Genomic DNA, 20,616 nt, shown 5'->3' on the forward strand with positions numbered 1-20,616 from the left:
CGGCCGCCGCTGGCGCGCCGGAGAGGCGTTAGGTTACTGCCCCGGCGGGATGTCGCTGGCCTCGCTGTGGGCGTCAACCGTATCGGCGCTGCCGCTAGCCGCCGTGGCCGCCGGATTCGGCGCCATCAGTTTTTCCCAGGTGGCCTGCAGCTCCTTCATATTGTATTCCGGTTCGCCTTTCGGCTGTTGCAGCACCAGCGCCATGTCCTGGGAGAGCTGCTGGCGCAGATACTGGTTCAGCATGTCCACCGTCAGGGAGTTGAGGAACTCCTGACGCAGCTTCTGGTACTGCTCCGGCGCGATGTCCACCACCTGATTCTGCAGGGAACGCATGCGCTGGCTCATCAGAATGTCGGTGTCAGTGCGCGCATAGGTGGCAAACAGCTTCTGCAGCTCGAGGCTTTTCTGAGCGATAAGCGCGTCAAACTCCTCCTGAGGCAGCCCGTTGTCCCGCACTTTCGCCAGCTCGCGCGAAACCACGCTCAGGTTGTTGTTCAGGCGCTCGCCCGGGGAATCGATGTTGATGGCGCACTGCGCGCGCTGATATAGCACCCGGCAGTCAAAGCCAAGGCCAATATCCTTCACGTTATTTTTGCTCAGGCTCTGCTGCACGTGCCAGAACAGCGCTTCACGGGCGAGATCGTCACGCCAGTAGCGCTGCAGCGCCGCGGAGTCGCGGATCGGCTGCCATGGCGCATCCCACATGATGGACAGTTTGTCCTGACGCACCGCGTTGGTCATGATGCTGACCGGCACGGTAGGCAGCGGCGATAAGGTCGGCACCGCTGCGGGGGTTTCCCGCTTGCCCTTCAGATCGCCAAAGGTCTTATTGATTTGCTCGGCAACGCTGCGGCTGTCGACATTCCCCACCACGATCAGCGTCATGGCGTCGGGGGTGTACCATTTTTGATAAAAGTCTTTCAGCTGCGCCACGTCGATCGGCTGCTTCAGCGGCGCGGCGGGGTCATGGCCCAGCATGGTGGACCCTTTCAGGCGATAGCGCCACCAACCCTCTTTGGTATCCAGTGGCCAGGTCGCCACCATGTCGCTGCCCTGCAGCGCATGATTGATCGATTCAGGCGTAATGGCCAGTTTACCGCTGGCGTCCGCCAGCCAGCTCAGCGCCTCTTTCAACAGATCGTTGCGGTTATTGGGCAGGCTGAGATTAAACATCGTGTAATCGTAGGAGACGATGGCCGGCGGCAGAGGACGCTTCGGGTCAATACTCTGCTGCCATAAAGAGCGCGCCTGCATCGTCGGCAGGCTGCCGCTTTGCGTCAACGCCAGGCGGGGAATAAAGCGGCTGAAACCGCTCTGCTGAGTGCTTTCGCTCAGCGAGCCAATATTGACGGACAAACGGACTTCGATACGGTCGCTGGGACGTTGCGGCGTGGCCAATACCTGCCACGACAAACCATTCGCTAAGGTCCCTTGTTGCCAGGCCGGATCAGGCTGGAGCGCTTCTGCCTGCACATAACCGGCCGCCGCTACCATAAGCAAACCGCCCGTTAAGAGTTTAATTGTTGTGCCCTGCATGTGAACCCCTGATGAACATTCCTGGTTACAACAGCACCCCACTGACGGGCTGCCGAAAAAAGTGAGAGTGAAATACGTCGGTTAGACCACACGGAGACGAAAATGTCGCATGACAACGTAAAATAATCATTTCGTGTCATTCCCGCCGGGCGGGAATGACCTCTAATTATGCGCAGGAGGCCGTACTCCAGCAAGGGAGTACGGGCCTAAGAGGAGGATTTAAGAGGATAATTCGTGCGTTTTGTTCGCCGGAACACGGTTATTCAGAACGTCATCCATCTGTTTGGCATCCAGTTCTTTCACCCATTTCGCCACCACCACCGTGGCAACGCCGTTACCCACCAGGTTAGTCAGCGCGCGGGCTTCGGACATAAAGCGGTCGATACCGAGGATCAGCGCCAGGCCAGCCACCGGTAAATGCCCGACGGCCGAGATGGTCGCCGCCAGCACGATGAAGCCGCTGCCGGTCACCCCTGCCGCCCCTTTCGAGGAGAGCAGCAGCACCACCAGCAGGGTGATCTGATGGAAAATATCCATATGGCTGTTGGTCGCCTGGGCGATAAAGACTGCGGCCATCGTCAGATAGATAGAGGTGCCATCGAGGTTGAACGAATAGCCGGTCGGGATCACCAGGCCCACCACCGATTTGCGGCAGCCCAGCTTCTCCATCTTGTCGAGCATTCTCGGCAGCGCCGATTCTGATGAGGAGGTCCCCAGCACAATCAGCAGCTCTTCCCGGATATAGCGGATAAATTTGAAGATGCTGAAGCCGGTGGCCCGGGCGATGCTCCCCAGCACCACCACCACGAACAGGATACAAGTGATATAGAAGCAGATAATCAGCTGCCCCAGCTGCACCAGGGTGCCGACGCCATATTTACCGATGGTAAAGGCCATGGCTCCGAAGGCGCCGATCGGCGCCAGGCGCATGATCATATTGATAATGCCGAAGATAACCTGGGAGAAGCTTTCAATGACGTTGAAAATCAGCTGGCCCTTGCTGCCCAGACGGTGCAGGGCAAAACCAAACAGGACGGCGAACAGCAGAACCTGCAGAATGTTGCCGCTGGCGAAGGCGCCAATGACGCTGCCCGGGATCACATCCAGTAAAAAGGCCACTACCCCTTGATCTTTAGCCTGCTCAGCGTACACCGCCACCGCTTTCGCATCGAGCGTCGACGGGTCGACGTTCATCCCGGCGCCAGGCTGCACCACGTTAACGATAATCAGACCGATAATCAGCGCGATGGTGCTGACCACTTCGAAATAGAGCAGCGCCACCGCCCCGGTACGGCCGACGGCTTTCATGCTTTCCATCCCGGCGATCCCCGTCACGACGGTACAGAAGATAACCGGAGCAATCACCATTTTAATCAGCTTAACGAAGGCGTCGCCGAAGGGTTTCATTTGCGCGCCCAGTTCCGGGTAAAAATGGCCCAGCAGAATACCGATCGCTATGGCCGTCAGCACCTGGACATAGAGGCTTTTAAAGATAGAGGTTTTCATAGGGTGTCCTTTGGGAATAACCACAGAGCAAGAAGGGATATTTGACGTCTGTGGCTTAAAAATAACACCCTGGAAACATTTCAGAAATAACTAACGCCGAAAGTGCAACGCAATTGTTAAAATCTTTGAGCTGACTCGCACAAGTCAACAAAACATTTACAAATTTTCATCCTCCCGGGCCGGGGAGAGATAGCGCGCGCTGAATGCCTCCTGCGGCAAAGCGCAACCGAACAGATGGCCCTGGAGCACCTCGACGCCCGCGGCTTGCAACCAGCGGTACTGGGCGTCGTTCTCCACCCCTTCCGCCACGATACGCAGCGACAGGCCGCGCGCGAGCTGGATCATCGCCGGCACCATGCTGACATCCTCCGGCAGCATATCGATGAATACTTTATCGATTTTCAGAATATCCACCGGCAGAGCTTTCATCTGCTGCAGCTGGTGCAACCCGGCATAACCCATGCCAAAATCATCCAGCGCAATCTGCACCCCGGCCTCGCGCAGCGGTCGCAACCGGGCCATCACATCCTGCGGATCGTCCATCCGGCAGCTCTCCGTCACCTCGAGGATGAGGGTGCCCGGGGCGATGCGGTAGCGGGCGATCAGCTTCAGCATCTCCTCGCCGCGGTCATGCTCCAGCAGCTGGAGCAGCGAAACATTGACCGACAGCGGCAGCATAATCCCCTGGCTTTGCCAGGCCGCCAGCTGGCGGCAGGCCTCTTCCATCACCCAGTAGCCGACCGGGATAATCAGCCCGCAGGACTCAATGCGCTCAATCAGCGACGGCGGTAGCGACCAGCTGCCATCCGCCTGCCGCTGACGCAGCAGTACCTCGGCGCCGCAGATCTCGCCGCTGGCGCAGGCCACCTGCGGCTGCAGCCAGATCGCGAACTGCTGGTTATCGAGCGCGGTCATAATGTCGTGCTCTTCCATCAGGCGGCGCTGAGCCTTTTCCATCTGCTCGGGATCGAAGAACTCGATCTGGTTTTTGCCTTTACGTCGTGCGGTGACGGCGGCCGACACCGCGCGCCGGTAAAACTGCTCGGCGCTGAGCCCGGCGTGGAACATGGCGATCCCGACGCTGGCGTAGGGGCGCAGCTGCAGCCCATGCAGCGGTAAACGCTCATTAATAATAGTGAGCACTTGCTTACTTAACGTTACCGCCTGCCACGGTTCGGCGAGGCCATCGGCGAGAATCGCGAAGTCATACCCGCTCACCTGAGCCAGCACCATCTGCGGCGGGATCGCGGCCCGCAGCTTCTCCACCAGCGTCAGGAGCAGCATTTCGCGCTGACTCTCCTTGAGGACCCCGGCGGCGTCCTGCAGGGTTTCACAGGCGACGACGATCAGCGCGGCGCTCTGCGGGCGGGCCACCGTCTGCTCCAGCATCGCCAGCAAAAAGGCTTTATTCGGCAGCTCGGAGACCGGGAAGCGGGTCGACTGGATGGACAGCTCATCATGCTGGCGGACCAGGCTCTGCTGGTTGCGGTTATAGCTACGCACCAGCATACCGATCTCGTCGTCATGGTGCAGGCGCGGGAGGGTCAGCTGATGGCCAAGACGCTCCTGCTGGGAGAGATCGTTCAGCTCGCGGGCGATACGCCGCAGAGGGCGAACCATAAGCCGGTTGATGCACCAGGTGAGCGCCACCGTCAGCATCAGCACCAGAAGTAAGTAAGCAGTCACTAACGTAGCAAGGGCGCTCATGACAAATTTATACATGCGATAGGAGTCGGCCTGCAGCACCAGATAGGCCAGCGGCTGCGGGTTGGCCGGTCGCTCCAGCGAATAAATGGGCAGCGAAATCTGCACCGGCAGCTCAAACAGCCGGGTGACGGTTACCGGCACCGGCCGCTCGGGGATAAATCGCATCCGCAGCGCCTGGAACTGGTTCGGCAATACCACATCCGCCCGGCTGACGATGCCAGCAGGCTGGATACGGCTTAAAATGGCTTCCGCTTCCGGAATATCGGCTTTCAGAATAGCCGCAGACAGCGGTTCGCGAACGGATCGCGCGATACTTTCTAACTGCGTGGCCGTGGTAAAGCGACTCTGTTGCACAAAGTGAAACAGCAAAATAGTGCAAAAAACCAATACAAAGGCCATGGACACGCTCGCGACCATCGCCATCTGTTTGATTGTAAGTGAACGGCTGACGCGCAACGGTGTTCTCCACTGATACTGAATACATACCCGGTATCAATCCTTCAATCCCGGTCGTTTCAGGCTGATTATATACTTAAATCCTTCGCCCACGCCCGCGAGGGATGAAGTGACGGGATATTTCCGCGCGGTGGCGCGGACGCCGGGATACATCCCCGACGGCCAACGGTGGGCAACGCCTCACGAGTATACGCGAAGCGCGTCGCGGAGTGGCGCTCTGTAACGTAATTCAGCCTATTCTGCTACCAGTCGGCGTAGGGCACCAGCGGCTGGGGCGGCATATCCAGATCCCCCTGCCAGCCGGCCGCCGAGTAGCGGACGTAAAGCAGCGCATGGCTCGGGGTGTAATCCTTCGCCTGCTGAATATCGACCGCGGCGCCGACGAACCAGTTGCTGGTCACCCGCCGCTCCACCAGCGCTCTGGCGGTGTAACCGAATCCATGGCTGCTGCTCCCCTCCTCCGTCAGCTCGCTGGCGCGCTGCCGGTAGTCGGACGGGATCAGGTTCAGCAGCGGATAGCGGGCTTGCGTCTGGGTGCGCGAATGGGACCATGACACCGACCCGCCGAGCTCCCAGGACCAGTTCTCGGTGCGCTGACGCCAGGTCACCGGCACGGCGAACGAGAGATACTCCTGTGGGCTGTAATAGCCGCCCTGGCCGAGGGTGTAGCCGCTGAGATCTTTGTCGTAGTGCCAGATCATATTGTTGAGGCCGACGGTGACGCGACGATTATTCTCGTTGATGACCTTGTAGTAGTACCCGGTCATCCAGCGCACGCGCCAGTTATCCGCCACGTTTTTACCGGTCAGCGAGTCGGCGCCCAGCGAGGACCAGATGCCGTGAGCCTCCCCGCGATCGTAGCTCAGGCTCAGGCCGCCGCCGTCGGCGCGGACGCCGCCCCAGGTGGCGCCGGTATGGCTGCTGCTGTCCTTCTGCCCGCCAAAGGAGAGCAGCGAGCTGGAGATAGGCCGCCGGTGGACGTTGACCGTGTACCCCACCGGCCCGACGTCGCTGCTGTAGCTCAGCCCCCCCACCACATCGACGACATTGAAGCCCATCGGCGTGGTGCCGATATCCCCGCTCCAGGTGTCATTCTTCCAGCCGACCGCCACGCTGGCCCCGCTGTCGGTCTGATTTTTACTGCCGCTGGTACAGGCGATCTCCCCGCAGGTGCCCCAGCTGGGCGAGTAGCTCCCGTCGCTGTGGGTGGAAAAGCTGCCGGCATCCATATTGACCAGGTCGGTGCGGAAGAACATCCGGCCATCCGCCAGCGGAGCATCCACCTGCAGCATGGTGGTATGCGCCTTCAGGTCGGAATAGCCGCCGGTGCCGCTGGAACCCCAGAAGTCATGTTCCAGGGTGACGTTCAGATCCTGCTGACGATAAAGGTCGGCGGCATCGCTGCGGATCCCGCGCTTCAGCCAGTCATCATGGCTGTCGTTGCGCGTCAGCCGCGTAAAAGTATCGTTATCCTGCGGCTGCGCGGGGGTAATGCCGGAGGCCACCATCGCTTCCCGGTAGTGCGTCAGCGCCTGCTGCGGCGCCCCGCTCTGGGTGGCAAAGCGCGCGGCATCGCGCAGCACCAGCGCGCTCTCCATCGAGGGCGGCTGCGCCTTCGCCTGCGGCACAATCTGATTAAAAATCCGTTGCGCGTCAGCGGTATCGCCAAGGCCAGCTCGCGCCAGCGCCACCCGCCGCTGCATGTTCATGGATTCGGTCTCTGCGCCTTTCAGCTGCATGACCTGCGCCCGGGCGGCCGGTTTATCGCCCTCGGCCAGGTAGACTTCCGCAAGGCCGAGGCGCGCATCGCCGTTGTCGGCCTCCTGACGCAGCACCCGCTGATAGTCGGCAATCGCCGTCTGGCTGTCGCCGCGCTGCTGCGCCCAGTCGGCCAGCGTCAGGTCATAGCGTACTGAAGACGGCTGCCGTTTGATGAGGGCGATCGCCTGCGCTTCGTCGCCGCTGTCGCGCAGCTGGTTGGCCTGGCGCAGCACCCGGTCGCTTTGCAGGCGCGCTTCGAGTTCACGAATGTTATCCGTCCACGCGCTGCGCGGCAGAGCGGCGATTTGCGCCAGAGCCAGATCGTCCTGGTCGTTCCCCGACAGGTAGAGTCCCGAGGCGTAGACCCGTTCGGCGTCCTGCGGCTGGCGGTTGACCATCGTCCGCATCAGCGCGTCGGCCTCCTGGCGTTCGCCGGCGCTGACCAGATCCCGCGCCAGACGGTAGGTTATCCAGACGCTGTCCGGATCCAGCGCCAGGCGCCGACGCTGAACTTCCGCCGCCTGCGCCCAGTTGCCCTGGCTCTCCAGAGCCTGCGCCTGTTTCTCCAGCCGGTCGTTAGTCAGGCTGCGCTCAATATCATCGATGCTCCGCCGCTGAGCGGGAGGGAGGCCGGCGATCCAGGCGCTGGCTTTCTCCGGCGATTCGGCGCGATAGAGGTTGGCCAGGCCGCGCACCGCCAGGTTATTGCCGCGATCCAGGCGCAACGCCTGCTGGTAATAGCGCTCCGCCGCCGCCGCCTCTTTGCGCGCCGCCGCGACGTCCCCCAGCCCCAGCACGGCATAGCTGTCGGTGCGATCGACCCGCTGCGCCTGGGCATAATAGTTCTGCGCCTGCGAAAGCTGGCCGGCTTTCAGGGCGTTATCCCCCTGCTTTATCAGCAGCCAGTAGCGGTTAGTTTGCAGCAGGCTGTCCCACTTGCCGCGGTTCGGGCTGTCAGGGTCCATGGCAATCGCTTTACTGAGCTGCGCCACTGCCCGCGCGCGGTCGCCGCGCTGGGAATAGGCCTGGCCGAGAGCGCCCACCGCGTCGCTGTCGCGGCTGTCGGCCTGAACGGCTTTCTGCAGATCCGCGACCGCCTGCGTGGTATTCCCGGACTTGACCGCCGCCAGCCCTTCCGAGCGGGCGCGGAAAGTCGGATCCTGCAGCTGCGCCTGCTGTTGGTCGAGCAGAACGCGGGCGTTCGCCGCCACCGAGCCGGTGGGAAACTGCAGAAGAAATTGCTGCAACGCCTGCACGCTGGCCTTACTCACCGGCATGCTTTTCACCTCACTGAACCACATATCGGCGGCGATACCGCGTCCCGAGGCCGATCGGGCCATCTCCGCCAGATAGGCGAACCCCTCCTGCGGTTTGTTATCGGCGAACATCTGCTTCGCCAGCGAAGTCAGCAGGCTGACGTTGCCCGGCGCGCTGGCGTTCAGTTTTTTCAACTGGCTGACGCCTTCGCTATGGCGGGCCGGCAGGCGCGCCACCAGCGTCCAGTACTCAATGGCGACGTCAACGTCATCCGGCACCCCGCCGTACAGTTTTTCATAGGCGGCGATGGCTTCATCGACCTTCCCGGCCACGCCCAGCAGTCGCGCCTGCTGCAGCGCCTGGCGGCCCTCGCCGGTGTTGCTTTTCATCTCATTGCGCGACGCCTTCAGCTCCGGGGAGTCCGGCGCCAGCTTCGTCAGTCGTTCCAGCTCTTTTTGCGCCCCGGCGGCATCCCCCTGACGCAGCAGATAGCGCATCCGCGCGGCAATCAGCTCCGGGTTGTTGGGATCAATCAGCTCCAGACGGTACAGCGACTGGCGCACCAGGTCTTCACGATTGCTGGCCTCGCCGAGGCGGACCTGCTCCAGCAGATGCTCCTGGGCAGGCGTCGTCGCCGCCTGCGCTAACGGCAACAGCGCAACGCCGAGGGACAGCGTGAGTAAACTTAGTGAGAGCTTGCGCATTCCTGGTTCCAGTCAGGTTGTAATTCGCCACTCGCCGTGAAACGAAAACGGTGTTGATCCCAACCCTGGCCGAACAGCGTCAGAACTGCGCTGTAGTAGGCATCCGCGCCGGGATAGTTATCGGCGACGCGCTGGCGTTGCACCGACCGGGCCTCGTCGTCCTGTAAAAACGGCAGCATTGCCGCGGAGAAGCCCACTGGCCCCTGACCGCTGGTTTTGCCGGTGGCGATATTCACTTTCTCCGGCGGCACCCCCTGCTCCGTGGTCTGCGCCGCCATCGGCGCGAAGCGTTGCAGCAAACGCGCTTTCTGCTTATCGCCATCATGGAGCATGCCCACCCACAGGTAGACGCGAATCGCGTCATAGCTGCCGATCGGCGGCTTTTCGGTTTTCAGCTGCCAGCCTTTCCCTTTCTCATAGCGCACCCAGTCCGGGGTAAAGCCTTTCGGCGCGGTCTCCAGCAGCAGGCGCAGGTTACTGTCGCGCAGAGCGGGCCACGGCGCGCCAAAACGCACAAAGTAGGTGGCCAGCTGCGGCGGAAGATAGCTGGGGTTAAACCGCCAGCCGCTGTCATCGGCAAAACCGACTTTTCCCGGCAGCAGCATCGTGCCGAGGCCCGGCACCGCCACCGTCTCTTCAGCGACAATCCGCGCCAGCAGGGCTTTACCGGTCTCGGTGTACTGCGGCTGTTGCCACAGGCGGCCCGCCTCCAGCAGCGCCCAGGCTATCCACAGATCCGAGTCGGACGCCGAGTTGCTGTCCAGCAGGGTCCACTGCTCATCGTCCTTTTTGCCCCACAGCCAGCCCGGCAAATGTTGTTTCAGATCGCCTTCCGCCAGGTTGTTCTGCGTCCAGGTCAGCAGTTTGTCGAACCCCGCGCGATCGTTGGCCGCCAGGGCGAAAAACAGGCCATAGCTCTGCCCTTCGGAGGTGGAGATTTTGCGCGCATCGCTGGGGTCAATCACCCGTCCCTCGGGGCTGACGTACGCTTGTTTAAACTGCTCCCAGGCGGGCCACTGGCAGGCGGCGCCCACCTGGCCCGCCGCCAGCAGCAGCGCCGAGAGCACCGCGCCACAAAGTACTTTCATCATGGTTTACTCATCATCCAGGCTAAGACGGCGGCGGCTGATGATGCGCAGCATGCGCCACAGCACCCATGCCAGCAGCACAATGCTGATGGCGGCGAAGATCGCCAGCAGTATCGGGTGGTTAGAGAGCGCGAACCAGATGCGCTCGAACCAGGGCAGATGACCCACGTAGTAAATATCCCCCACCCGCAGGCTGTTGACGCCGGATTCGCGGATCACCGCCACCGAGCCAAACATCGCCGCCCGCTTACCGCTGTCGTTGAGGGCGTTGGTCAGCAGTTCATTACCGCGCGGGCTGTCGGCCAGCAGGGCCACCACGCTGCGCTGATCGTTATACGGCGACTGGAAGCCAATCACCGCCGCCATCGGCCCGGAAGAGGTAATGTCGGTGCGGGTATTGGGCGTGCGGGCCTCATCGTCGGGATAAATGCTCGCCAGGTCATAGTGGCGCATCGGCATTTTCACCCAGCTTTTGGTCGCCTCGACCAGCAGGTTGATTTTGGTGTCGTCCTTGAGCGACGACGGGATCGCGCCGATCAGCAGCAGATCCGCGTCTTTATTCTTGATCTGATTGCCATCGTCGGTCATCTGCAGATTAATCGCCGCCAGACCGGTCTGCGAGCCGATGCCCTCCAGCGCCTGCAGCAGCGTCGCCACCTGGCCCTGGGTCGGCGCCTTCGGCACCACCACCAGCGTGTCGGAAAGGTCCGCCATACGGCTGTAAGGAAAGCCCGCATTGGCGAAGACGCGCAGGTCCGGCAAGGCGATAAAGTGATAATACTTCGAGAAGTCGATGGTCGAATCGTCGCCGATCACCACGTGGTTCTGCACCGGCTGGAAGGTAATACAGTTGTCGATGGAGCCGCCGGGCATCGGGTTCATATACTGGAAGTCAAAGCGCAGCTGGTTGACCGCCCCAAGACGCAGCGCGGGGATGGTGACCTCCGATTTGCCGTCCAGCAGCCCCTGCAGCACCGGCAGGCGCAGGATCAGTTTGTTCACGTCCTGGGAGCTGTTAAGGCTGAACGACTGCAGGAACTGGTCGTTGAGGCTGATATCCATCCGCGAGCTGTCCTTCACCGGCGGCATGGTGTAGCGGTATTTCAGATCCATATCGATGCCGTTGGCCCGCAGCAGATAGAGATCCGGCGGCAGGTTAAGCGCCACGGTGATGGCATCCGGCACCAGGCCGCTGGACTGCAGCTGTTGCTCATAGGTTTTCAGCTCAGCAAAGGTGACCGAACAATCGGTGCGCACCCAGTTCGGCGCGTCGTAAGGCTGACGCGGCTGCAGGGTTTTGATGCCGTCCACGGTGACGCTGCTGCCGCGGAACAGAATATTGCCCTGAGCAATCCCCTTCGCCGCCAGCAGCAGGTCGTTATCATCGCGGCCGAAAATCACCAGCAGCTTGACGTAGGGATCGTTCGGGTTGTCGATCATTTCGATGGTCGGCGCCTTGACCGGCGGATGATCGCGCAGGAAGTCCGGACGCTTGTCGTTGGTGGCGAAGACAATGGCGTTACGATCCGGCAGTTCATTGAAATAGACCGGGAACTGCTGGCCGCGCCAGCCGGCCTTGCTGCCGAACCAGGAGGCGACTATCGCCGCCGCCTGCTGCTGGGTGACCGCTGGCGAGCCCGGGAAAATCATCGGCAGCTTCAGCGGGCGGTTATCGCGCGGATCGTAGAACGGCACCGGGAAGTGTGACAGATCGTTATTTACCTTCAGCGACTGGTAGGTGAGATCCAGATAGCTTTCGCGTCCGACGTCCAGCCACAGCGTGCTGCTGGCCGGGTTTTCGCAGACGTCGCGGTAGTGGCCGACAAACTCCAGCCGTACGCGGTTGAAGTCGGTGATGTACAGCGGGTCAATCGGCAGCTGCGCGCGGATCTTTTTCCCCAGCTGCTCTTTAGTGACGGGCAGAACGCCCATCAGCTCATCGTTAAGATAGACCTTCAACTGCGACTGCACGGGCAGCAGCGAGGGCGATGGGGTGTATTCCAGATTGAGCAGCGCGTTGGCGACCAGCTCATCGCTGCGCATGCCGAATTCGACCGACGCGTCAGGCCGTGAGCCGCGCAGCACGATGCTGCCGGGCGGCGGCGCGATGGTGGCAAAGCTCAGCTTCACCTCCCGCTGCGGCACGTTCTCGGCCAGCGCCGCCGGAGCGGTCGGTTCGGCGAGGGTCGCCGTCGGCTCGCCCACCACGATCGGCGCAGCCGGGGTCGCGGCCTGCGGCTGAACGCCAGGGGCAGCGTTCGCCACCGCGGCCGGCGCCGCGTAAGAGGCCAGTGGATACCAGCTGCACATGCCCACCGCTACTGCACACATCCAGGAAAGTTTTCTTTTCATCGCATTATCATCATTGTTGAGCCATTGCCGGGTCTGCGGAGAGCGTCGGCGCGGCGCGTTCAGGGCGTCGGGGTACAAACGACGCTATCCAGGCCACCAGCGAAGTGAGCGCGCGGAAAACCACCTTCACCGACGGCGGCGAAAACTCCGCCAGGTGACGATAGCCACGAAAGCCCAGCTTGAGGATATCCAGCAGGCTTTCCATCGGCTTATCTTCCGGGAAGCTATCCTGCCAAAGCGCCCACGTATCAGCGCGGGCAAACGTACACTGCACAAAATCGATATGCTGCTGGTTGGTTAACGGCAGCAGCTGGAGCCCCACTTCGCTGCCGTTGACCCGCGCGACCCTGACCGGGAAGGCATACTCCTGCTGTCCCCGTTTGAGCAGCAGCCTGGCGTTCTGGCCTTCCAGCACCTGCGCGTCGCCGTTAATTTTGATCCCCAGTCCGCCGTCGGAATAGTCGTGGACGGTGCAGGAGAACAGGTGACCATCTTCGCGGGCGATAGCCGCCGGCATGCTCATTTCGACACGGTGCGAACGGCGAACCTGCTTGCTTTCAACCGAGACCGCCACCGCGCCGCCAAGAATAATCAGGTTGTAGAATACCCAGACAATACTCACCCAGACGGTGAGGATTTCATTTTCCGGGCCGTACATGAAGCGCCAGATCCCCACCGCGACGCCGACCAGATTGAGCAGCACCAGGTAGATATAGGGCCGGGAGATCACCCAGTCGACATACTCCTCTTCCACCAGCCCGCCCTTCGCGGTGACGTTGAACTTGCCTTTATGCGGGTTGATCAGCGCCACAAAAGTGGGCGGCGCGATATACCAGGCCAGCACCGTCTCGTAAATTTCACTCCAGAACGAATGGCGATATTTGCCCTGAATCTTCGAGTTGGTCAGGCTGGCGTGGATCATGTGCGGCAACACGAATAGCGCGATCATCAGCGCTGGCGCATAAATGATATAGGCATGGAGCAGCAAAAAGGCCAGCGGCGCCGTGAGAAAGATGAGGCGCGGAATACCGGAGAGAAAGTGAAGCATGGCGTTGGCGTAGCAGACGCGCTGCACCAGCTTCAGGCCTTTGCCAAACAGCGGATTATCGAGGCGGAATATCTGCACCATCCCGCGCGCCCAGCGGATGCGCTGGCCGATATGCGCGGATAAACTCTCCGTCGCCAGCCCCGCCGCCTGCGGAATACGCATATAGGCGGAGGTATATCCCCGCCGGTGCAGACGCAGCGAGGTGTGGGCATCTTCGGTCACCGTTTCGACGGCTATCCCGCCAATTTCGTCCAGCGGGCCGCGGCGGATAACGGCGCAGGAGCCGCAGAAGAAGGTGGCGTCCCACATGTCGTTCCCGTCCTGCACCAGGCCGTAGAATAGCGTCCCTTCGTTCGGCGTTTTGCGAAAACGACCAAGGTTGCGCTCAAAGGGATCGGGCGAGAAGAAGTGGTGCGGGGTCTGCATCATCGCCAGCTCTTTCTCTTTCAGGAACCAGCCCATGGTCATCTGCAGAAACGAGCGCGTCGGCACATGGTCGCAGTCAAAGATCGAGACGAACTCACCTTTGGCATATTTCAGCGCATTATTGATGTTGCCGGCCTTGGCGTGTTCGTGGCTGGTGCGGGCGATATAGTGCACCCCAACATCTTTGGCAAACTGACGAAACGCTTCCCGTCCGCCGTCGTCGAGGATCCAGATGTTCAGCTTGTCCTTCGGCCAGTCGATGCCCTGCGAGGCGTAAATGGTGTTTTTCACCACGTTGAGATCTTCGTTATAGGTGGGGACGAAGATGTCCACGGTTGGCCACAAATCCATGTCCTCCGGCAGCGGCACCGGCTGGCGATTCAGCGGCCAGACCACCTGGAAGTAGCCCAGCACCAGCACCACCCAGGCGTAGGTCTCTGCGAACAGCAGAATGATCCCGCACACCAGGCTTACCGGGTCGTTCCAGTTCAGCGTCGAGGTATAGCGCCACCAGATATAGCGGCACGACACCGTCAGCGACAGCACGATCAGCATCAGCGCCGAGAAACGGCCCGGGATGCGTCGCACCAGCAGCGCCACGCCCCACAGCAGCATCAGGAAGATAAACTGCGACAGCGGGTTAAAGGGCTGCGTAATACACATCAGCGCCAGCACCAGCGAGCAGAAGGTCACCCCCCCAAGGATCGCCCGGCGCAGTTTAGGATTGAGGTGCGCCAGCTCTTTCTGTTTATCCAGATGGCCGGTGCGGGCGTTCATCTGCTCAGGCAATTTTTCCAGCCACTGCGTATAGCGACCGTGCACCCCTTCCAGCGCCGCCAGCGAACGCCAGTTGACCTTTTTCTCCGGCTCCGGCACGCGCGTCGTCAGTAACCACAGGGATTGCAGCAGGTAGCGCAGCGGATCCAGCGGACGCGGGCGATGCGGATTTATGTGGGAAAATAGGTTTCATGGCGGGCCAGAATCGCCTGCCAGCGCGGCGTCTCCAGCGGCATCAGCGCCCAGACCAGCGACGCCCACAGACAGCCAAGCGACGCCGACAGCCACGAAGCGCCGTGCTGGCGATAGTCATCATAGCGCGCACGCAGCCGCTCCCCCACCGGCGGGGCCAGCAGCAGCGTACTGAGGCGGATCATGCCGCTCTCCCGGCGGAATAGTGGATCAGGCACCAGTTCGCCAGGGTCAGCACCTCTTCCGCCGCCAGCGAATCCTGACGATACTCCCCGAGAGGTTGTTTCGCCGCCAGGCACTCGGCCATCGCCTCGTCGCGGTGAATCGTCACCGGCAGGATGCGCGGCTGGCTCTCCAGCCACAGCTGGTAGAGATCTTCCTGCAGCTGGCTGCCGACCCGCAGATCGTTAATCAGAATATCGCCGTTGGCCGGGAGGGGCTGCTGGTGTAGACGGATATGGCTATTGGCGTCGGGATGAACCACCACCAGCGAGCGATCGCAAAGCGTCAGCAGCTCGCGGGTCAACGGCGAATAACCCGCCGGCAGATCCAGCAGCAGCCAGCGGTACTGGCCCTGTAGCTGCTGTACTGCCTCCGCTATCGCCCCCAGGGTGGGCTGCAGTTGGTCGACATTTTCTCTTTCGCCGGCGCTGAGCTGGCCAAACGGCAGCAGATCGATATGCTGCGTATAGCGCAAGCCCGCGTCACGCCAGTCCCGGCCGTCGAGCAGCGCCCGCGCCCAGCCGTCCTGATGATGGATATCGGTATTAAAGAAAAAGCGCAGCATATTATCCGGGCTGGCGTCGATCGCCAGCACGCTTTCACCGAGCAATTGCAGGGCCCAGGCGAGTGCAGCCGTAATGGACGTGACGCCAGTTCCCCCGCGCACGCCCTGTAATCCCAGAATAGCCATCTCCGGCTTCCTTATTTTTTCTCTGCAAACTCTGCCAGCAGCGGCCAGCGCTTCAGCGCCGCGTTCAGCTGTTCGCGCCTGGAAATATCATGATAATCAATATCCGGCAGGGAAAATGCCCGGCTAAGCGCCAGAAAATCATTTTGAAAGGTGTACCCCAGCGTGGCGTCCGTGGGTACCGCAGGATCTTTTGCTGGCATATCTCTGTCCGTTCGAAATTTATTATTAAACCAGAGGACGTATACAGCTCATCCTTAAAAGCAGGTGTACATGCTAAAACTGATGACCTTTAATTTCAATGTTAGGTTTACTCTGTCGGTTTCGCTAGTAAACTTATTCAGTGTCAATCAGGGCGCACGAGGGATGCCGTGGATAATGTATTTACTTTGGGTATTTCATCATTATGGGATGAAGTGTGCCATATGCCGGTCGGCGGAGTATGGTGGCTCAACGTCGACCGTTATGCCGATGCCGTCAGCCTGTTTAATCAGACGCTGGCCGCGCAGGCGAAAAACAGCCACGTTGCCGCGCTGGTTATGGGAAACAAACCCAAGGATATCATTTCCTTAGATCATACTCACGGTCCGGATAATATCGCGCTGTTCACCCTGCCGAATCGCCCGCAGGCGCTGGAGGAAATACACCGCGATTTAGTCTGCTCCCTCGAACCTGGCAATTATTTGTTTATTCTGCTATGCGCTGAAAATGCCTGGCAAAATATAAATAATGAAAAGTTATGCGCCTGGGTAGAAAAGACCAGCCGCTGGGCGCAATATCACCGTTGCGCGTTCTTAGCGATCAATTCCGCGCAGGATATCGATCGGCAGCTGACTCCCTTATTACGTGAGTACCGCTCCCTTTCCGGACTGGCAAGTATTCGTTACCAGGGCGACCGGCATATCTTTGATATTGCCTGGTGGGGAAGCGATAAGGGTATCAGCGCCCAACAGCAGCTGATGGTGCAACATGATGACGCCGGCTGGCGATTAGCGCAGGACGCTGAAACCAGCGTGCAGCCGCGCAGCGACGAAAAAGCGATCCTCAGCCATGTGCGCGTGCTGGAAGGCGCCCCGCCGCTGTCGGAATACTGGACGCTGTTTGACACCAACGACGAGGTCTTCAACGCCGGGCGCACCGCGCAAGCGGCGACGATCCTCTTCTCCATTACCCAAAATACGCAAATTGAACAGCTGGGCCGCTATATTCATACCCTGCGTCGCCAGCGCGGTACGGCGCTGAAAATCATCGTCCGTGAACAAACCCCGAGCCTGCGCGCGACCGATGAGCGGCTACTGCTCAGCAGCGGCGCCAGCCTGGTGATCCCCAGCAGCGCATCGCTCTCCCGCTGCCTGACGCTAATCGAAAGCGTACAGAACCAAAAGTTCTCCCGCCATATCCCGGAAGATTTTGCCACCCTGCTGACCTGGAGCCAGCCGTTAAAGCTGCGCGGCTACCAGAAGTGGGATGCCTTCTGCGAAGCGGTGCACAACGTGATGACCAATACCCTGCTTCCACCCGACAGCAAAGGCGTGATGGTGGCCCTGCGCCCGGCGCCGGGGCTGCGCGTTGAGCAGGCGCTGACGTTATGCAAACCTAACCGGATGGGCGACATCATGACCATCGGCAATAACCGGCTGGTGCTGTTTTTGTCGTTTTGCCGGATCAATGACCTCGATACCGCGCTAAACCACATTTTCCCGCTGCCGACCGGCGATATTTTTTCTAACCGTATGGTGTGGTTTGAGGACAAGCAAATCCTCTCGGAAATCGTAATCATGCGCGGCGTCGAGCCGGCGCGCTGGAACACGCCGCTGCCTCTCTCGGTCGGTAAAAACGAGACCATTAACGCCACCCACGATGGACGCCACTGGCGACGCTACCCCGAACCACGCCGGTTAACCACCCGCGAGGAGCAAGCCTGATGATGTCTCTCGCCGATATTCTGCAACTGGTGGTGCTCTGCGCCCTGCTGTTTTTTCCGCTGGGCTACCTGACGCGCCACTATCAGCGCCGGATCCGCACGACGTTAAGACTGATGTTCTTTAAACCCCGTTACGTGAAACCGGCAGGGGTATTACGCCGGGGAACAACGGTTAAGCAAGGCAAAGCGAACAAATGACAAATAAAAAAACGACCGCGGCACCGCTTCCGCTCTGGCAGTACTGGCGCGGCCTTGGCGGCTGGAACTTCTACTTTCTGGTCAAGTTTGCCCTGCTGTGGGCCGGGTATCTCAATTTCCATCCGATGCTGAACCTGGTATTTCTCGCCTTTCTGCTGGTGCCGATCCCGCGCGAAAAGCTACACCGTATCCGCCACTGGATCGCTATTCCGCTGGGATTCGCGCTGTTCTGGCACGATACCTGGCTGCCCGGGCCAGAGTCGATTTTTAGCCAGGGGTCGCAAATCGCCGGCTTCAGCGCCAGCTATATCTGGGATCTGATTGTCCGCTTTATCAACTGGAGCATGGTTGGCGCCTTCTTTGTTTTACTGGTGCTATGGTTGTTTATCAGCCAGTGGCTGCGCGTCACCGTGTTTGTCTCGGCAATGGTCGTCTGGCTGGCGGTCAGCCCGCTGCTGCCGGCCTTTACCCTATGGTCCTCCGGTCAGCCCACCACGGCTGCCGCCACGACCGCACAGGCCAATACCGGGGCCAACGCCGCCGCTGGCGCCGCGTCCAGCCCCGCCAACAGCGATATTCCGCCGCAGACCGAGCCGCCGACCTCAGCCAACCTGACCAACTGGCTGAACGCTTTCTATGCCGCCGAGCAGAAGCGCAAGACGCCGTTCCCGGACCAGCTGCCGGCGGATGCGCAGCCGTTTGACCTGCTGGTGATCAACATCTGCTCCCTCTCCTGGTCGGATATTGAAGCCGCCGGTCTGATGGATCATCCGCTATGGAAGCACTTTGATATTGTCTTCAAAAACTTTAACTCCGCGACCTCCTACAGCGGCCCGGCGGCGGTGCGCCTGCTGCGCGCCAGCTGCGGCCAGCTGTCGCATACCAACCTGTATCAGCCGTCCGGCGCCGATTGCTACCTGTTTGAAAACCTGGCGAAGCTCGGCTTCAACCAGCAGCTGATGCTCGGCCATAACGGTCTGTTCGGCGACTTCCTGAAAGAGCTGCGTTCGCTGGGCGGCATGCAGAGTCCGCTGATGGACCAGACCGGCCTGCCGGTCAGCCTGCAGGCGTTTGACGGCTCCCCGGTGTATGAGGATCTGGCGGTCCTCAACCGCTGGCTGAAGACCGAAGAGGCCAGCAGCAATCCGCGGAACGCCACCTTCTATAACACCCTGCCGCTGCATGACGGCAACCACTTCCCGGGACAAAGCAAAACCGCAGACTACAAAGTGCGGGCGCAGAAGCTGTTTGATGACCTGGATAACTTCTTCACCGAGCTGGAGAAATCGGGGCGGAAAGTGATGGTGGTGATGGTGCCGGAACACGGCGGCGCGCTGAAGGGCGATAAGATGCAGGTATCTGGCCTGCGCGATATTCCAAGCCCGTCGATCACTAACGTCCCGACGGCGGTGAAATTCTTCGGCATGAAGGGGCGCCGATTATCATCGATCAGCCCAGCAGTTATCTGGCGGTGTCGGAGCTGGTGGTGCGCGCCCTCGACGGCAAAATGTTCAGCGAGGACAGCGTCAACTGGCAGCAGTATGTCGCCAACCTGCCGCAGAGCGCGGCGGTGTCCGAGAACGCCAACGCCATCGTCATCCAGTATCAGGGCAAGCCTTATGTCCAGCTGAATGGCGGTAGCTGGGTGCCTTATCCGCAATAAGCGACAAGGCCGCCTATGTTGGCGGCCTTACATCGTGAGACGTTCCCATTCCACCTTCTCAGCCCGCAGGCATACGGGCGGGGGAAGGCGGCAAATCAATCACCGTATTTAGCGCTGATCCTGTTTCGCCAGCCAGACCAACAGCTTGAGACTGGCAGAGTAATAATCATCCTTGTCGTCAATCTGCGGCGCCTCCTGCGGTTCACCCAGCGTCAGATCGCGCACCGCCAGCAGGCCGCCGGCCATATACCAGGGGGCCACCTCGTTGGTGCTGACGTTGATCCACGCCGGGGTTTGCAGGCGCGGGTAACTCTGCATCCAGGCCTTCCAGGGCGCGAGCAAGGCGCTGTGCGGATCGGCCCACGAGAGATACAGCGGGATACGGATCGCATCGAAACTCATCCGCGGCGGCCACTCTTTGGCTGGCAGCATCTTGCCATCCGCCCGCAGCGCCACCCAGTCGCTGGGTAGATGAGATTTCCCCCAGCCCATCTGCCCCAGCAGCGCCTGTCCGTCGCTCTGCAATGTCCGCCAGGCGGTGAGATGCGTCCGCTCCGCGAAGGCGCGCCAGGCCGGGAAGATGAAATAGGAAGGGTTAAGGTTCAGGTGATCATTGAGGTTGAACCCTTTCACACCCGGGAGCATCACCTGGCGACCGGCGAAAGTCACCACCGTAGACTTCAGCAGGGCGGCGGTGATGGCGTCAGAGGCAATCGCATAGCGCTTATCCTGCCACTGCTTTTGCGCGCGCAGCAGCGCCCAGGCGATCAGGGTATCGCCATCGGAGGCGTTGTTTTTATCAGCGATAGGGTCCGGCGCCACCGGGTTATAGCGCCAGTAAAACAGCCCGTTAGACTTGTTGCGCAGGGTGTTGTCCGTCCACTGCCACAGCTTGTCGAACGCCGGACGATCGTTATTCGCCACCGCCAGAAGCATGGCGAAGCCCTGACCTTCCGTATGCGACACATTGCCATTGGCGGTATCAATGATACGACCATCCGGCATCATAAAACGGGCCTTATAGCGCTCCCAGGCCGTATCCGCCCACGCCCTGGGCACCAGCATCACTACCGTTGTCACTATCACCGCCACTAAAGCACGCAGGGGCATA

The 20,616-nt window shown here is 60.7% G+C and carries 11 protein-coding genes and 2 pseudogenes; 3 read left to right on the top strand and 10 right to left on the bottom strand.

Going from position 1 to position 20,616, the window contains the following annotated elements; translation table 11 throughout:
* Window positions 1-33 precede the first annotated feature (33 nt).
* From DR88_RS03550 to bcsR, 9 genes and pseudogenes are all read right to left on the bottom strand, one after another.
* Window positions 34-1,536, bottom strand: coding sequence for a M16 family metallopeptidase (locus tag DR88_RS03550; RefSeq protein ID WP_002921436.1), 1,503 nt, complete (start codon window positions 1,534-1,536; stop codon window positions 34-36).
* A 219-nt stretch (window positions 1,537-1,755) separates the two neighbouring features.
* Window positions 1,756-3,042: a dicarboxylate/amino acid:cation symporter gene (locus tag DR88_RS03545; RefSeq protein WP_002921438.1), complete on the bottom strand. Its 1,287-nt coding sequence runs from the start codon at window positions 3,040-3,042 to the stop codon at window positions 1,756-1,758.
* 156 nt (window positions 3,043-3,198) lie between these two features.
* Entirely contained in the window at window positions 3,199-5,205 is a 2,007-nt protein-coding gene (gene hmsP / locus DR88_RS03540) for a biofilm formation regulator HmsP (protein ID WP_019704409.1), read from the bottom strand.
* 242 nt (window positions 5,206-5,447) lie between these two features.
* On the bottom strand, window positions 5,448-8,927 hold the full coding sequence (bcsC, locus tag DR88_RS03535) for a cellulose synthase complex outer membrane protein BcsC (protein ID WP_021465322.1): 3,480 nt from the start codon (window positions 8,925-8,927) through the stop codon (window positions 5,448-5,450).
* Entirely contained in the window at window positions 8,909-10,018 is a 1,110-nt protein-coding gene (gene bcsZ / locus DR88_RS03530; protein ID WP_004151431.1) for a cellulose synthase complex periplasmic endoglucanase BcsZ, read from the bottom strand. The genes bcsC and bcsZ overlap by 19 nt, the downstream gene beginning before the upstream one ends.
* Before the next feature lie 3 nt (window positions 10,019-10,021).
* Window positions 10,022-12,367, bottom strand: a complete 2,346-nt coding sequence (bcsB, locus tag DR88_RS03525; protein WP_004150127.1) for a cellulose biosynthesis cyclic di-GMP-binding regulatory protein BcsB — start codon at window positions 12,365-12,367, stop codon at window positions 10,022-10,024.
* Window positions 12,368-12,377: 10 nt separating this feature from the next.
* Window positions 12,378-14,995: pseudogene (gene bcsA, locus DR88_RS03520) on the bottom strand (UDP-forming cellulose synthase catalytic subunit).
* On the bottom strand, window positions 14,992-15,723 hold the full coding sequence (gene bcsQ / locus DR88_RS03515) for a cellulose biosynthesis protein BcsQ (protein WP_002921510.1): 732 nt from the start codon (window positions 15,721-15,723) through the stop codon (window positions 14,992-14,994). Before bcsQ ends, bcsA begins: the two are co-directional and overlap by 4 nt.
* An 11-nt stretch (window positions 15,724-15,734) precedes the next feature.
* The gene (gene bcsR, locus DR88_RS03510; RefSeq protein ID WP_002921513.1) at window positions 15,735-15,923 is read right to left on the bottom strand and encodes a cellulose biosynthesis protein BcsR; all 189 of its coding nucleotides are present in this window, start codon (window positions 15,921-15,923) and stop codon (window positions 15,735-15,737) included.
* A gap of 168 nt (window positions 15,924-16,091) precedes the next feature.
* On the opposite strand from bcsR, the gene bcsE reads away from it, so the two are divergent.
* From bcsE to bcsG, 3 genes and pseudogenes are all read left to right on the top strand, one after another.
* Window positions 16,092-17,645: a cellulose biosynthesis protein BcsE gene (gene bcsE / locus DR88_RS03505; protein WP_004150130.1), complete on the top strand. Its 1,554-nt coding sequence runs from the start codon at window positions 16,092-16,094 to the stop codon at window positions 17,643-17,645.
* The gene (gene bcsF / locus DR88_RS03500) at window positions 17,645-17,842 is read left to right on the top strand and encodes a cellulose biosynthesis protein BcsF (RefSeq protein WP_002921518.1); all 198 of its coding nucleotides are present in this window, start codon (window positions 17,645-17,647) and stop codon (window positions 17,840-17,842) included. The genes bcsE and bcsF overlap by 1 nt, the downstream gene beginning before the upstream one ends.
* Window positions 17,839-19,505, top strand: a pseudogene (gene bcsG / locus DR88_RS03495) (cellulose biosynthesis protein BcsG). The gene bcsF and the pseudogene bcsG overlap by 4 nt, the downstream one beginning before the upstream one ends.
* A 108-nt stretch (window positions 19,506-19,613) precedes the next feature.
* On the opposite strand, the gene DR88_RS03490 reads toward bcsG, so the two are convergent.
* Window positions 19,614-20,615 carry a family 8 glycosyl hydrolase gene (locus DR88_RS03490; protein ID WP_002921526.1) on the bottom strand — a complete coding sequence of 334 codons (1,002 nt, stop codon included), beginning with the start codon at window positions 20,613-20,615 and terminating at the stop codon, window positions 19,614-19,616.
* Window position 20,616: the final 1 nt, after the last annotated feature.

It is taken from the genome of Klebsiella pneumoniae, from assembly GCF_000742135.1.
GTDB lineage: Bacteria > Pseudomonadota > Gammaproteobacteria > Enterobacterales > Enterobacteriaceae > Klebsiella > Klebsiella pneumoniae.

What these genes read in the sequence shown, in the direction of transcription:
- DR88_RS03550 (WP_002921436.1), bottom strand. Translation starts at nt 1,536, where the DNA reads ATGCAGGGCACAACAATTAAACTCTTAACGGGCGGTTTGCTTATGGTA.
- bcsQ (WP_002921510.1), bottom strand. Translation starts at nt 15,723, where the DNA reads ATGGCTATTCTGGGATTACAGGGCGTGCGCGGGGGAACTGGCGTCACG.
- bcsC (WP_021465322.1), bottom strand. Translation starts at nt 8,927, where the DNA reads ATGCGCAAGCTCTCACTAAGTTTACTCACGCTGTCCCTCGGCGTTGCG.
- bcsR (WP_002921513.1), bottom strand. Translation starts at nt 15,923, where the DNA reads ATGCCAGCAAAAGATCCTGCGGTACCCACGGACGCCACGCTGGGGTAC.
- bcsF (WP_002921518.1), top strand. Translation starts at nt 17,645, where the DNA reads ATGATGTCTCTCGCCGATATTCTGCAACTGGTGGTGCTCTGCGCCCTG.
- DR88_RS03545 (WP_002921438.1), bottom strand. Translation starts at nt 3,042, where the DNA reads ATGAAAACCTCTATCTTTAAAAGCCTCTATGTCCAGGTGCTGACGGCC.
- bcsZ (WP_004151431.1), bottom strand. Translation starts at nt 10,018, where the DNA reads ATGATGAAAGTACTTTGTGGCGCGGTGCTCTCGGCGCTGCTGCTGGCG.
- DR88_RS03490 (WP_002921526.1), bottom strand. Translation starts at nt 20,615, where the DNA reads ATGCCCCTGCGTGCTTTAGTGGCGGTGATAGTGACAACGGTAGTGATG.
- bcsB (WP_004150127.1), bottom strand. Translation starts at nt 12,367, where the DNA reads ATGAAAAGAAAACTTTCCTGGATGTGTGCAGTAGCGGTGGGCATGTGC.